Origin of the sequence: Fictibacillus enclensis (assembly GCF_001457035.1) — a bacterium.
GTDB classification, from domain to species: domain Bacteria; phylum Bacillota; class Bacilli; order Bacillales; family Fictibacillaceae; genus Fictibacillus_C; species Fictibacillus_C enclensis.
The window spans coordinates 19,482-32,274 of the sequence record NZ_KQ758621.1; the positions used below are offsets into that span (position 1 = coordinate 19,482).

At 47.3% G+C, this 12,793-nt stretch carries 12 protein-coding genes; 1 reads left to right on the forward strand and 11 read right to left on the reverse strand.

What is annotated here, in order from left to right:
• Positions 1 to 13 precede the first annotated feature (13 nt).
• The 11 genes from AS030_RS20215 to AS030_RS20265 form a co-directional block, all read right to left on the reverse strand.
• A complete protein-coding gene (locus AS030_RS20215) occupies positions 14 to 1,054 on the reverse strand; it encodes a TRAP transporter substrate-binding protein (RefSeq protein ID WP_061975112.1) in 1,041 nt (346 codons plus the stop codon).
• A gap of 27 nt (positions 1,055 to 1,081) precedes the next feature.
• Positions 1,082 to 2,107 carry a C-terminal binding protein gene (locus AS030_RS20220; protein ID WP_061975114.1) on the reverse strand — a complete coding sequence of 342 codons (1,026 nt, stop codon included), beginning with the start codon at positions 2,105 to 2,107 and terminating at the stop codon, positions 1,082 to 1,084.
• A 20-nt stretch (positions 2,108 to 2,127) separates the two neighbouring features.
• Entirely contained in the window at positions 2,128 to 3,402 is a 1,275-nt protein-coding gene (locus tag AS030_RS20225) for a TRAP transporter large permease subunit (RefSeq protein WP_061975116.1), read from the reverse strand.
• Positions 3,399 to 3,953, reverse strand: a complete 555-nt coding sequence (locus tag AS030_RS20230) for a TRAP transporter small permease (protein ID WP_061975118.1) — start codon at positions 3,951 to 3,953, stop codon at positions 3,399 to 3,401. Before AS030_RS20230 ends, AS030_RS20225 begins: the two co-directional genes overlap by 4 nt.
• A gap of 33 nt (positions 3,954 to 3,986) precedes the next feature.
• The gene (locus AS030_RS20235; protein ID WP_074440626.1) at positions 3,987 to 5,012 is read right to left on the reverse strand and encodes a TRAP transporter substrate-binding protein; all 1,026 of its coding nucleotides are present in this window, start codon (positions 5,010 to 5,012) and stop codon (positions 3,987 to 3,989) included.
• Between the two features lie 549 nt (positions 5,013 to 5,561).
• Complete coding sequence (gene larC, locus AS030_RS20240; RefSeq protein ID WP_061975121.1) at positions 5,562 to 6,410, reverse strand: nickel pincer cofactor biosynthesis protein LarC; 849 nt, start codon at positions 6,408 to 6,410, stop codon at positions 5,562 to 5,564.
• Positions 6,391 to 7,086, reverse strand: coding sequence for a nickel pincer cofactor biosynthesis protein LarB (larB, locus tag AS030_RS20245; RefSeq protein ID WP_061975123.1), 696 nt, complete (start codon positions 7,084 to 7,086; stop codon positions 6,391 to 6,393). The genes larC and larB overlap by 20 nt, the downstream gene beginning before the upstream one ends.
• A gap of 13 nt (positions 7,087 to 7,099) precedes the next feature.
• A complete protein-coding gene (gene larE / locus AS030_RS20250; RefSeq protein ID WP_082635916.1) occupies positions 7,100 to 7,936 on the reverse strand; it encodes an ATP-dependent sacrificial sulfur transferase LarE in 837 nt (278 codons plus the stop codon).
• Positions 7,902 to 9,185 (reverse strand): nickel-dependent lactate racemase, encoded by a 1,284-nt coding sequence (gene larA, locus AS030_RS20255; protein WP_061975125.1) that lies wholly within the window; start codon positions 9,183 to 9,185, stop codon positions 7,902 to 7,904. Before larA ends, larE begins: the two co-directional genes overlap by 35 nt.
• Before the next feature lie 27 nt (positions 9,186 to 9,212).
• On the reverse strand, positions 9,213 to 10,343 hold the full coding sequence (locus AS030_RS20260; RefSeq protein WP_061975127.1) for a 2-keto-3-deoxygluconate permease: 1,131 nt from the start codon (positions 10,341 to 10,343) through the stop codon (positions 9,213 to 9,215).
• On the reverse strand, positions 10,333 to 11,502 hold the full coding sequence (locus AS030_RS20265) for a glycerate kinase (RefSeq protein ID WP_061975128.1): 1,170 nt from the start codon (positions 11,500 to 11,502) through the stop codon (positions 10,333 to 10,335). Before AS030_RS20265 ends, AS030_RS20260 begins: the two co-directional genes overlap by 11 nt.
• A gap of 147 nt (positions 11,503 to 11,649) precedes the next feature.
• Between AS030_RS20265 and AS030_RS20270 the strand changes: the two genes are divergently transcribed.
• Complete coding sequence (locus AS030_RS20270; protein WP_061975130.1) at positions 11,650 to 12,738, forward strand: CdaR family transcriptional regulator; 1,089 nt, start codon at positions 11,650 to 11,652, stop codon at positions 12,736 to 12,738.
• Positions 12,739 to 12,793: the final 55 nt, after the last annotated feature.

The window sequence follows — 12,793 nt, forward strand, 5'->3', positions numbered from 1 at the left end:
TCTGACTTTTCTCTTATTTTTTCCTCGCTTTTTCCACTTCTGACATCATTTCATCGACCAGGTCTTGTCCAAACTTTTTCGCGTACTTGTCGGTGACCGGCTTCACGATTTCTTTCATTTTTTCTTTTTCAGCGTCGGAGACCTCATTGACCTTCATGCCAGCTTTTTTCAAATCCTCGAGAGCTTTTTCGTTCTCTTTGCGGTTCAGATCACGCTGGTATTTTCCTGCTTCCTGCGCAGAATCTCTCATGATTTTTTGTTCTTCCTTTGAAAGCTTGTCCCAGAACTGCTTGCTCACAAGAAAAACAAATGGTGTGTACACGTGCTTGGTCATGCTTAAGTAGGGCTGAACTTCGTTATACTTGCTGGATTTAATGGTCGCGAGCGGATTTTCCTGCCCATCCACTGTTTTCCCCTCAAGCGCAGTAAACACCTCGGAAAACGCCATTGGCGACGGATTGGCACCCAGCTTTTTAAACGCATCCAGATGAACCTCGTTTTGCATGGTTCGGATCTTCAATCCTTTAAAATCCTCCGCGGTCTTCACTGGGTGTTTGCTGTTTGTCAGATTGCGGAATCCATTCTCCCAATACCCAAGGCCAATCAGCTTGTGCTCCGGCAGCTTTTTCAATAGCTCCTTCCCCACTTTTCCGTCAAGAACGGAGTACGCTTCTTCTTCGGTATTAAACACAAACGGAAAATCGAAAATCCCGTATTCCTTGATCATTCCAACAAGCGGCGAGGTGGAAGGAATGGTTACCTCCTGAAGTCCGCCCTGCAGCGCCTCGGTCATTTTCTGGTCATCGCCAAGCGTGGCGCTGTAAAAGTTTTGCACTTTCATTTTCCCGCCGCTTTTCTTCTCAACCAGCTCTTTGAACTTCTTCAAGCCTTGTCCTTCCGGATGATCTTCATTCAAGCCGATCCCAGCTTTAATGGTTCGTTCCTGTATCCCGCCTTTTTCGGATCCTCCAGTTTTCGTTGCTCCACAACCCCCAAGGATCAACATGCCCGGGAGGGCGACACCAATAGCCAGCTTTTTCACCCAATTCTTCATTCTATTTCCCCCTCTTCATCCAATTGGCTAACTCATTGCATAGCGGCTTTCGGGCTGATTGCTCTTCAGCACCGACCGCTCTTCAACCTGCTTGTTCACTAGATACTTTGGATACTCCTTGCAGATCAGAACGTCCACAACACCGAGCGCTGCTTTTGTTCTCATTTCTTTGGCAGCCTCCTCGGAATACCAGGCGACATGAGGCGTCAGGATCACGTTATCCATGGACAGGAAGGGATGATTTTCAGAAATCGGTTCTTCCTCTATCACATCCAGGGCCGCTCCCCCGATCTCTCCCGTTTCGAGCGCTTCTATTAATGCTTTTTCATCCACTACCGGCCCTCTAGACGTATTGATCAGAAGGGCATCATTTTTCATTTGGGAAAACAGGGAGGCGTTGATCATGCCTTTTGTTCCTTCTGTTAACGGTGCATGGACAGAGATGATGTCAGACACCCGGCATAATTCTTCCAGAGAAACCAGTTGTACCCCCTTCTTTTCTGCTTCTGCCGCAGGATAGTAGGGATCAAAAGCAACGACTTTTAACCCAAGGGGCTGCACCTTTTCAGCCAGGCTTTGCGGAATCTTTCCATACCCTACCAGTCCGAGCACCTGCCCGCGGAGCCGGTGAATCGGCTGGGTCACTTTAAAATCCCAATTTCCGCTTTTCACCTGCTCATTTGCTTTAACGATTTTTCTTCGTGCAGAAAGGAGCAACGACAGCGCATGGTCAGACACTTCGTCCATGCAATAGTCCGGAACATTAGCCACGCAAATCCCTTTTCCGGTGGCGGCTTCCAGGTCGATCGTATTCACGCCCACCCCGTAGCGCGTAATCACCCGGCATTTTTCAAGCTGTTCGATAACCGTGCTGCCAAGGGGAGCATATTGATTAATCAGCGCGTCCGCATCCCGGCAGGCCTCAATGACTTCTTCCTCTGTCCGGCATTGGGCACCGATCAATTCAACTTCTGAATATTTTTCAAATACAGCTTTCTCATATCGCAAATCATCGTATTCCCAATCTGTAACAACTACTTTCATCTTGGACATCACTTTCACTCCTTAAAAAATTAAGTAAACCATTTGAGAGGAACGGTAACCAATGACGGAAAGAGGATCAGCAAGATCAGGACTATTACCTCCACCATCAGAAACGGCCATATTCCCTTCATAATGTCTTCCATACTGATTTTACTGACTCCACAAACGACATTTAGCACTGTACCAACCGGAGGAGTCAGCAAACCGATGGCATTATTGATAATAAACAAAACACCGAAATATACAGGGTCGATACCCGCCTGCTGAATAACCGGCATCAGCACGGGTGTCAGGATTAGGATGGTTGGTGTCATATCCATCGCTGTACCGATCAGGACAACCAAAAGATTAATCATTAAGAGTATGAGCAGCGGGTGCTCCATAAAAGGCTCCAACAGCCCGATGACTTGTGCCGGCAGATTGGCAACAGTAATCAGCCATGAGGATACAAGGGCTGCCGCGACCAGAAACATAACGACACTAGTCATTTTTGCTGCGCGTACCAGCAGCTGATACAAGTCCGCCACTTTTATTTGCCGGTAAATGACCATCCCCACGAACAAGGCATACACAGCGGCAACAACAGCGGCTTCAGTCGGAGTGAAAATTCCACCGCGCAATCCGCCAATAATGATGACGGGAAGCAAAAGCGCCCAAAAGCCTTGCCTGATGGAAATGAGAATTTCTTTTATGGATTTGCGGGGTGCCACTTGAACCTTGTCTTTATGGGCCACAATCGCCCATGTCACACAGAGGCCAACTGCAAGCATAACCCCAGGAACAATACCTGCCATGAACAGTTTTGTGATGGATACCCCACTGGTTACACCAAAGATGATGAACCCAATGCTTGGCGGAATGATCGGAGCTATAATTCCTCCTGATGCGATTAAACCGCTGGACCGGTTAATGTCATAACCGCTCTTGACCATCATGGGAATCAGAATTGCCCCGAGGGCAGCGGTATCCGCCACAGCAGAGCCGGAAAGACTGGCAAATAACACACTGGCAATAATGGCTACATAGCCAAGTCCGCCGCGGATATGCCCTACCATTGACATTGCCATCTGTACAATGCGCTGGGAAAGCCCCCCGGCGTTCATTGCCTCGCCCGCAAGCATAAAAAACGGGATGGCCATCAGTGGAAAATTGTCCGCACCATTAATTAAGTTTTGGGCAATAATCTGGCTGTCGAATATTCCTAAAAAGAACATTAAAGCGACACCGCTGAGCAGCAGGGCAAAGGCAATCGGCATTCCAAGCGCCATTGTGCCGAGAAGTGATCCAATAAATACACCAATCATGCTTGTTTTTCCTCCTTTCCAACACTGATTTCCTTGAAATCCACCAGTTCTTCCGATTCGCTGATGACAATCAAATCTTCATCGCGCACTTTATTAAACAAAATTTTATACACATTGTTGATCAAGATGAGTCCCATAGCCAGACTGACTACGATTCCTGTACCGTAAACAAAGGAAAGCGGAAGTCCGGTTGCAGGTGCTTTGCTGTCCATATTAATGACAGTCATCTTCCAGCTTCCTTCCAACACCAGGAAAAGAACAAAGAGCATGAGCAGATCACTGAAAACCAATACGACTTTTTTTGCTTTCACGGGCAAACGCCTGACCAGCATGTCGACACCGAGATGTTCCTTGGCTTTAAAGGCACCGATCGCTCCTAAAAATGTGAGCCAGATAAACAAATAGCGTGACATCTCTTCAGACCAAGTGATACCTGAATTAAAAAGGTATCTTAGAACCACATTGCCAAACACCAGTATGACCATCAGACCCAAAGCAACGGCCATAAAAATATTCAGAAGCGTTTCCAAGTACCGTGAGATCTTTTCCATCTTCTCCCCACCTCTTCATGCAATTGTCATTGCTTACTGCTCAGCCTTTATCTTCTTGACCAGCTCTTCTGCCCAGTCATACTTCTTATAAAAATCGTCATACATAGGTTTTGACGCTTCTTCCATTTTCTTCTCGAACGCTCCATCCGGTGTATGGAACTTCACGCCCTTTTTGGTCAAAAACTTCTTATCCGTTTCATAGCTTTTTTCCATCAGATCAAACTCGTAATCTGCCGCTTCCTTAGATGCCTTTTCAATTACACTTTGCTGTTTTTTGGAGAGACTGTTATAGAACTTGCTGTTTATGATATAAATATTGGGGCTGAACATATGGTTGGATTCCAAAACATCGCTTTGAACCTCATACCAGCCGGAAGCACGGAGAGTAGCAATCGGATTGTCCTGCCCGTCTACAACCTTCTGTTCCAATGCTGAGAATACTTCGGAGATCGGCATTGGTGTCACATTCATGCCAAGCAACTTACCGAGTTGTATGTAATTTGGTATGTTGGGCATTCTCATTCGCAAGCCGTCGAAATCCTTCATGGTTTTTACAGGTTTGTTACTCGAGAACATCCGGAATCCATTCGCACTCCAGGCCAGCGGTTTAACACCATGCTTCTTTTCAAGATCCTCAGTAAGCTCTTTGCCTATGGGGCCGTTGAGCACTTTTTTGACATGTTCATAATCTTTGAAAAGGAACGGCCATTCCGGAACCGCCATTTTTTCAATATCGGACTGCATGATCAGTCCAGGGATACCCATTTCGATCGTACCGTTTCGGACGCCGTCGTAAAATTCCTTTTCGGCACCGAGTGTGCTGTTGTCATAAATCTGAACTTTCAGCGTGCCGCCGGATTCCTTTTCAACCATTGGCTTGAATTTTTCCCGCAGCGCCACATTCTGCGGATGATCCTTGGCAAAATAATTGGCGACCTTTATTGTCTTTGTTTTTTCTCCCGAAGAGGAAGTGGATTTACTGCCGCATCCCGACAGGATCAGGGACAGCATCAGCATGATGCCCATTACAACACCCAAACTTTTCTTCACCTTCACCATAACCACCCTTTCATCTGTTTTTTACTTTTTTGAAAGCGTTACCACCATGCTGCAAAAAAATGATCAGTAAAATAGCGGAGGACTGATAGTTTTACATTATAAAACTCTGTTCTGTTATATTCTTAAACAAAAGACACTGCCCTCCTTACAAAATGATGATTGTTTCTGGAAATGCAATGTCTTAATTGTTTTATAATATAAAACCGTGTTCTGTATAACTAATAACTGTGATAATCATAGTATATCTTGTCAAAGGATGTCAATCCGTTTTTTTATTTTTCTGAAAATAGTCTCTTTTTACTATTTTTAATTTAAAAGCAATTAGTAAGTTTAATATTTTCAAAGTAAAATCACTGGGTGATTGTTAGGAGGATATGCCCCAGGATGGTATATAACAGGTCAAACTAGTTGCGCGACAGTAAATTTTCGATTTCGGCCAGTAACAACGACGGATACCCTTCACCTATCCACCGGCATCACTCACAAACTGGTAAAAAATCACACAAAAAGGCTCGGGAGATCGCAATACCCGCTCTCTCCCGGGCTTTTCTACTTCACTTTCTCCTCAAAAAGGATTGCTCTGAGAACGTTCGGATGCTCAAAGTCCTTTTGTCCTGCTCCATATCCGATTTTCTCGATGACAAGAGGTGGCATATACCCATAGTCATCGGCAAGCGCCTTTAAGAAGCCGGCTCCTGTTGGCGTGGTCAGTTCGCCTTTTACATGGAAAGCCTCAAGCGGCACTCCTTTAAGAATCTCGGCCGTCGCAGGGGCCGGAATGGGATAGAGTCCATGCGCCATCCTCACCTTGCCATAGCCCGTCGGGACGGGTGAGGCTACAATTCTATCAACCTGCAAATCTTCGAGCGCCAGGCATACTCCGATCACATCAATAATGGAATCCATGGCACCCACCTCATGAAAGTGAACCTCCTTTGGATCCATTCCGTGAATCTTACCCTCCGCTTCGGCGATGACTTCAAATACACGCCGGCTCCGTTCCTTTACCCGAACAGGAAGCTCACTTGTTACAATCATCTCCAAGATCGTTGATGCTTTCCGATGAACATGGTCATGGTGGTGATGATGATCATGTTCATGCGAATGGCCGTGTTCATGCTCATGGTCGTGATGATGGTCATGTTCGTGAGAATGGCTGTGGCCTGCTTCATGGACATGTGCGGCACCTACCAGTTCCGCTTCCTTAAACTGCAGGTCAAGCAGGTTCGCTGAGATTCCTCTCTTATCGACTTTCTTAGTGGCCATGTGAAACGAATCAATCGGAAGCTGCTTCAGCTGCTCTGTTACGTAGGAAAGATCAGCGCCAAGGTCGAAAAGCGCAGCAAGTGTCATATCACCGGAAATGCCGTACTGGCAATCAAGATAAAGCTGTTTCATTGGCAATCCCCTCGTTTGCGAGTTTTAAAATAAGAGCCGCCTGATAGGCCGCACCAAATCCATTATCAATGTTCACCACACTCATTCCGGACGCACAGGAGGTGAGCATGGCGAGAAGCGGAGTAAGACCCTGCAAATGGGCACCATACCCCACAGAAGTCGGAACCGCAATAACCGGACGCTGAACCATGCCTCCGATCACACTCGGCAGAGCTCCTTCCATACCGGCCACAACGATCAGCACACTTGCTTTTGTGATATCTTCCCGATAGGCAAGAAGCCGGTCAATGCCAGCTACCCCAACATCATACAGGCGGTTGACTTTGCAGCCCATCCAATCGGCGGTAATGGCCGCTTCCTCTGCGACAGGAAGATCGGAGGTGCCTGCCGCAATAACCATCACATCCCCGCCGTATTTCTCACGCGGAGGTCCGTATAAAAGAATTCTGGAAACGTCGTGATAGTGAGCATCAGGATATACGGCGAGCAGCACTTCTGCCTTCTCTTTGGAAAGCCGGGTAACCATAGCCTTCCCATGGGTCTCAATCAGGGTTTTCATGATTTTTTTAATCTGATCTGCTGTTTTTCCTTCTCCATAGATGACTTCAGGATAGCCTGTACGTTTCTCACGATCCAGGTCCACCTTACTGAAGCCGAGGTCTTCGAATTTTTTCATGAAATCTCCTTCTCTACGTTGTTTTGGTTTCTGCCAGCACTTTGTTCATACTGCCGCTTTTATAGCCGGTCAAATCCATCGTTACAAAGCTGTAGCCAAACTCCTGCAGCTGCTTTGTAATTTCTTCGTGATGTTCAAGAAGCCTGTTCATTTCCTGTGGCTCTACTTCAATTCTGGCAATGTCTCCATGCGTTCGGACCCGTACCTGACGGATGCCGATGGCGCGAATGGCCTGTTCGGAACGGTCCACTTTTCTCAGCTTCTCGATGGTAATTTCTTCTCCATAGGCAATTCTTGATGAAAGGCAGGCAAAGGAGGGCTTATCCCATGTAGGAAGCCCCATCTGCTGTGAAAGCTCACGTATTTCGCTTTTGAACAAACCGGCCTCCTGGATTGGTCCCCGTACATTGTATTCTCTTGCGGCTTTTGTTCCCGGCCGGTGTTCTCCCATGTCATCGGCTATGAGACCAAACGCGATATTTTCATAGTGATGTTCATGCATAATCGGAATCAGATGCTCAAACAAACTCTTCTTGCAAAAATAACAGCGGTTGGAGGTGTTTTCGGAATAGCCGGGAATGCTGAGTTCTGAGGTTTCTATTACTTCATGGCGTGCGCCGAGCATCGCTGCGTACCGTTTTGCCTCCTGCAGTTCCTCAAACGGATAGGTCTCGCTGTCTGCAGTGACCGCCAGCACGTTTTCTTTTCCAAGCGTATCAAGCGCGACTTTTAATAGAAAAGTGCTGTCCACCCCTCCGGAAAAAGCGACCACTACGGTTTTCATTTCTCGTAAAATATCCTGCAGTTTTTCATACTTATCCAACAACAGAACCCCTCCGTTCTTCCACATAAGGAATGGTTAGCGGCCCGAGTGGCAGTACTGCTATTGTCATCTCAGGTCCGTATTTCTCTTTTAACTCTTCCAGTGTCTTTTCAATGTCATGGGTCGGCATCAGGATGGCTCCTTTTACCTGCTCATCGGTCAGCTTGGAATAGACATAAACATCTGCCCACACCTGGGTGACCGCCTGCTTTTGAACCTGCCACTGATCGAACATTTTAAAATTGGGATCATTGATCAGATCCAGCAGCTCCTGTGGTGTTTCAGCAAATTGAAAAATTTTCGAGTAATTCCCGTGGTCAGGCAGCCCGTCAGAGCATTCGGAAGCAACGATGATGGAGCCTCCCTCTTTCACAATCTTGTGAGCTGCACTCATTCCTTTAACTGCCTGATACAAATTTTGGTCAAGCGGATAGCCGGAGTTGGAGGTGATCACCACATCAAACCTCTCTTTGCAGCGGATCATGGCATGTTCCTTGGCAAACGCACATCCCTTATCGTGTGCTTCATACAGCTCCCCGGCGAACACATTGGTGATTTCCTTTTCCCGGTTCAGCGTCACGTTCAACATAAAATGCGGCTTGCACATCGCATTGATTTCGCGTGTCATTTCCTGAACCGGGTTATCCACCATGTTGCCCCAAGTGGAGCGTGGATTCCCGATCATTCGCGCATTATGAAAGGTCATAATGGTTTCTATACCGGCAATGCCAGGCATGATGCCTTTTGGGCCGCCCGAAAATCCCGCAAAAAAGTGGGGCTCAATGAATCCCGTAACAATGCGGAAATCGGCTTCCACATAGTCTTTATTCAAATAGACGTCGCAGCCGAACTTGCTTCTTCCCACATTAACGAGTGAATCCAGATCATGACAGTGATTATTGACAATCTTGATATGATCGACGACCCACTGGCCGAGCATTTGCACAAACTCTTCCTCTGTCTGGTCGCGGTGAGTGCCTGTCCCGTTGATGATCACAAAGTTCTCAAGCGGCACATGATCCAGTTCCTCAATGAGCAGAGGAACAAGCACGTCATTTGGTGTCGGTCTTGTAATATCGCTGATTACAATGGCTACTTTGTCTGTCACCTTGACACTTTCCTTTAGTGACGGTGCACCGATCGGATTTCTCAACGCATCCAAAATCGCCTGCTCTTTGTTCTCAACTCCCGGAAGGTTATTCGGTTCCACAACAAACGTGTTTTCAGGGAGATTCAGTTTCAGCCCTTCTTTTCCGTATAACAAAGTTGTCTCCATATGTTGTTCTCTCCTTTTTAACTGTCATTATGCTGAAGTTGAAGGTACGCTTCTTTCTTTTTGGTCCCGTCCTTCCAATTCAAACTTCTCCAGCTTGCCGTCGATTCCTCTCGCCTTTTGCCATTTATCTACAAGAATCACCGCAATCGGACATAAAATGGCCGTTGTCAGTGTGGCGATCGAAATCTGCGCAGTAGCAACGTTTACAATATCCTGGTAGGATTGCGCCTCTGCCGCACTCATCATTCCCGACCCCGCTGCAACCGAAGCAGCGGCCGCAATCGCTGCCGGAGTACCTGCCGCATTTCCTGCCGTCGATGCTTCCGAAACCGGTGCAATGAAGCTTTTTTCTTTAAATAATTTAAATACAAGAATTCCCGTAGATGCCGTAAGAATCGTAGTCATGAGGCCAATGGTTAGACCTGCTGTAACGACTGACGGATTGAAAAAGCTGGCAAGATTCATTCCCGCTCCCAAAGCAAAGGCAAAGAACGGTACAGGCAGAATTTCTCCTGCTTTCAGGAAATCCCGGATATCTTCGTCCAGGTTTCCAAGAATCATTCCGATGGCAATCGGCAGCAGCACGGCAATAAAGGAAATGATCGGAAAGCTTGATCCCAGCAGTCCAAGTGACATGAGTGTAAAAAACGGTCCGTCGTTCAACGAAAGCACCGCCACCGCGCCTACATCGGAACGGTTTCCGTACTGGCCGGTAAGAGCCGCATACATTCCGCCGTTTCCGTTCGTCATGGCCGCAATAATCGCCAGTGTGGAAAGTCCAAACAACCCGTCCATCGGATCAAAGAAATAACCAAACAGCAAACCAACCGCCAATCCGGTGAGATACTTGGAAGTAGTAAGCAGGATTCCTTTTTTCAGTGCTGCTCCTCCAACCCGCAAGTTCATCTGGCTTCCTGCACAAAACAGGAAGAGTGCAATCAGAACGAGCGCACTGTCTTTAAACAGTTCCTGAGAGAAGCCTCCTATGCGCAAAAATTCGTAGTAGCCTTCTTCCGTTTTGGCAACACCGAGCGATTTTAAGAAATTCATCACCGGCTTCAAATGAAGCTGGTCAATAGTATTCAGTAACGCCCCGAACAACAGTGGAACGACCATGAGTCCTCCGGGTACTTTTTCAATCGTTTGTTTAAGTTTCATAGTGTAGAACCCCGCTTTCGCTTGTTGGTTTATTATGAATAAATGTTCGGACAACCTGTTCTGCACTATACTCCAGCAATTGAGATGATTGTTCCATTGCTTCTTGAAGGGTTAGTGGCTGCTGAATGATGCTCGTGATGCTGATGATGCCGTATTGATAGAGAACGTCCACGCCATCGCCGACCGAGCCGGCAAGGATAACGGTTGGAACGTCCTTTTCTTTTGCTTTCTGTGCTACGCCCATCGGCGTCTTACCGGAAGCCGTTTGAAAATCGACCCTGCCTTCTCCCGTTATGACAAGATCAGCTCCATCAAGAGCTTGGGGAAGACCGGCATACTCCGTCACGATATCAACGCCACGCTTCATCTGAGCGGAAAAAAACGCCTGAAAGGCTCCTCCAATCCCGCCCGCTGCCCCGGCTCCCGGCAGGTCATGCAATCTTGTTCCTGTCAGTTCTTCCACTTTATCCGCCCAATGGGAAAGGTTTTGATCCAGCACGTTTACCATTTCTGCTGTTGCTCCCTTTTGCGGGCCAAAAACGGCTGAAGCACCGGATTTCCCGACAAGCGGATTCTCGACATCCGACGCAATGAGGAAGGTACTCTCCTTAATTCTCCGATCAAATCCTGTGTCATCAATAACTTCCAGACAGCTTAGCTCTCCGCCTCCGGAACCGATCTCGGCTCCATTTTTGTCCACCAGCTTCATACCAAGCGCCTGGAGCATACCTGCACCGCCATCATTGGTGGCTGACCCACCGATAGCGAGAATAAAGGAGCGGAATCCATCATCCAGTGCCTGTTTGATCAGCTGTCCGGTCCCAAATGTGGTAGAAGCCAGCGGATTGAGTTCCTCTTGCGTAAGCAGGCAAAGCCCTGAGGCTTCAGCCATTTCGATCACACACATGCTGGTATCACCCAATACGCCATAGGATGCGACAACCTCTTGTCCCAGCGGACCGGTTACCCTCACTTCTTTCTTCTTACCGGCAGTCGCGGCAACTAGTGTGTCCATGGTTCCTTCTCCGCCGTCAGCCACCGGCACAAGGACCGTTTCAATTGAAGGATCCGCCTTCTTTATCCCGCGTTCGATCGCTGCTGCAGCTTCCATTGCCGATAAACTTCCTTTATATGAGTCTGGCGCAATAACAATCTTCAACCCTGAACCCCCCCCCTTAGAAAACGCTTTCATTATATGGTTGATTATAGTATACTTGTCTGAAAATTATATATCTATAGATAAAACCTCTATAAATCGCTTTTATTTTTTATAATTTTTTGTAGAAAATAACCAAAGGAGAACGTCATGCTAACGACTGAAATCGCTGAAATGATCGTAAAAGAAACCTCAGCCCGGCTAAACCGCAATGTGAATATCATGAGCAATAAGGGCATCATCATCGCTTCCTGTGATTCATCGCGCCTCTATCATATTCATGAGGGTGCCCTGGAAGTGCTGCGAAGCGAACAGCCTTTTACCGTTCCTCTGAACCACGATGGTAAATGGAGAGGCGCCCAGCCAGGGATTAATCTACCTATCGTCTTCGACCAGCAAATTGTCGGGGTCATCGGGATCACCGGTAATCCCAAAGAAATAGAAGATGTGGCCGGATTGGTGAAAATGACGACAGAGCTCATGGTGAAACAGTCGTATATGGCCAGCCAGACGGAATGGCAGCAGCGGACAAAGGATATGATTATCGAGGACTTGCTGAGCGAACAGCCATCCATCGAGCATGTTCTTCGACGGCTTGGCCTTCTGAAGATTGAACTGCCCCCCACCCTCCAGACACTGGTTATTGAACTGGACGAAGGTCAATCCCTGTCTCGTTCGGTGCTTATCCAGCAGCTGGAAAAGGCTGCGGGATCGGAGTATTGCCTGGCAGGATTTGTTCACACCAAACGATTGTGTATGGCCTTTTCTTATCAAAAAGAAGACGAAGGAAAAAGAAAGCAAGAGGCGGTCCTGCAGCTATTGAAATTCCACCATTTCAAGTTCCGAATAGCCTGCAGCACACCGTTCTCCACTCTGGAATTATTTCATCAATCGTACACAGACTGCATCCTTGCTCTTGAAATCGGTGATCCGCAGGAGGAGGTGCTTTCGTTCGCAAAGCTTGAAGCCCAGGCGCTGATCCATCAGTTGAACCCTGTTGCAGCTGCCAGGCTTTCACGCCGTGTACTGCTAAACTCTGTGCTTTCATTAACCGGCACACTGCAGTGTTTTTTGGATCACCATCTGAATTTGCAGCAAACCGCAGACAGCCTCCATATCCACCGGAATACACTCATTTACAGACTAAACAAAATAAAAGAAGAAACGGGTTATGATCCCAGGAAGTTCAAGGATGCCTTTGCCCTTCAAATGGCACTCTGGATTCTGGAAAAAAACTAAAAATGGAAAGAACACATCCACAGTTAGGACGCTCTTTCCTTTTTTGTTTAGGAAA

What these genes read in the sequence shown, in the direction of transcription:
- AS030_RS20215 (WP_061975112.1), bottom strand. Translation starts at nt 1,054, where the DNA reads ATGAAGAATTGGGTGAAAAAGCTGGCTATTGGTGTCGCCCTCCCGGGC.
- AS030_RS20220 (WP_061975114.1), bottom strand. Translation starts at nt 2,107, where the DNA reads ATGTCCAAGATGAAAGTAGTTGTTACAGATTGGGAATACGATGATTTG.
- AS030_RS20225 (WP_061975116.1), bottom strand. Translation starts at nt 3,402, where the DNA reads ATGATTGGTGTATTTATTGGATCACTTCTCGGCACAATGGCGCTTGGA.
- AS030_RS20230 (WP_061975118.1), bottom strand. Translation starts at nt 3,953, where the DNA reads ATGGAAAAGATCTCACGGTACTTGGAAACGCTTCTGAATATTTTTATG.
- AS030_RS20235 (WP_074440626.1), bottom strand. Translation starts at nt 5,012, where the DNA reads ATGGTGAAGGTGAAGAAAAGTTTGGGTGTTGTAATGGGCATCATGCTG.
- larC (WP_061975121.1), bottom strand. Translation starts at nt 6,410, where the DNA reads ATGAAACAGCTTTATCTTGATTGCCAGTACGGCATTTCCGGTGATATG.
- larB (WP_061975123.1), bottom strand. Translation starts at nt 7,086, where the DNA reads ATGAAAAAATTCGAAGACCTCGGCTTCAGTAAGGTGGACCTGGATCGT.
- larE (WP_082635916.1), bottom strand. Translation starts at nt 7,936, where the DNA reads ATGTGGAAGAACGGAGGGGTTCTGTTGTTGGATAAGTATGAAAAACTG.
- larA (WP_061975125.1), bottom strand. Translation starts at nt 9,185, where the DNA reads ATGGAGACAACTTTGTTATACGGAAAAGAAGGGCTGAAACTGAATCTC.
- AS030_RS20260 (WP_061975127.1), bottom strand. Translation starts at nt 10,343, where the DNA reads ATGAAACTTAAACAAACGATTGAAAAAGTACCCGGAGGACTCATGGTC.
- AS030_RS20270 (WP_061975130.1), top strand. Translation starts at nt 11,650, where the DNA reads ATGCTAACGACTGAAATCGCTGAAATGATCGTAAAAGAAACCTCAGCC.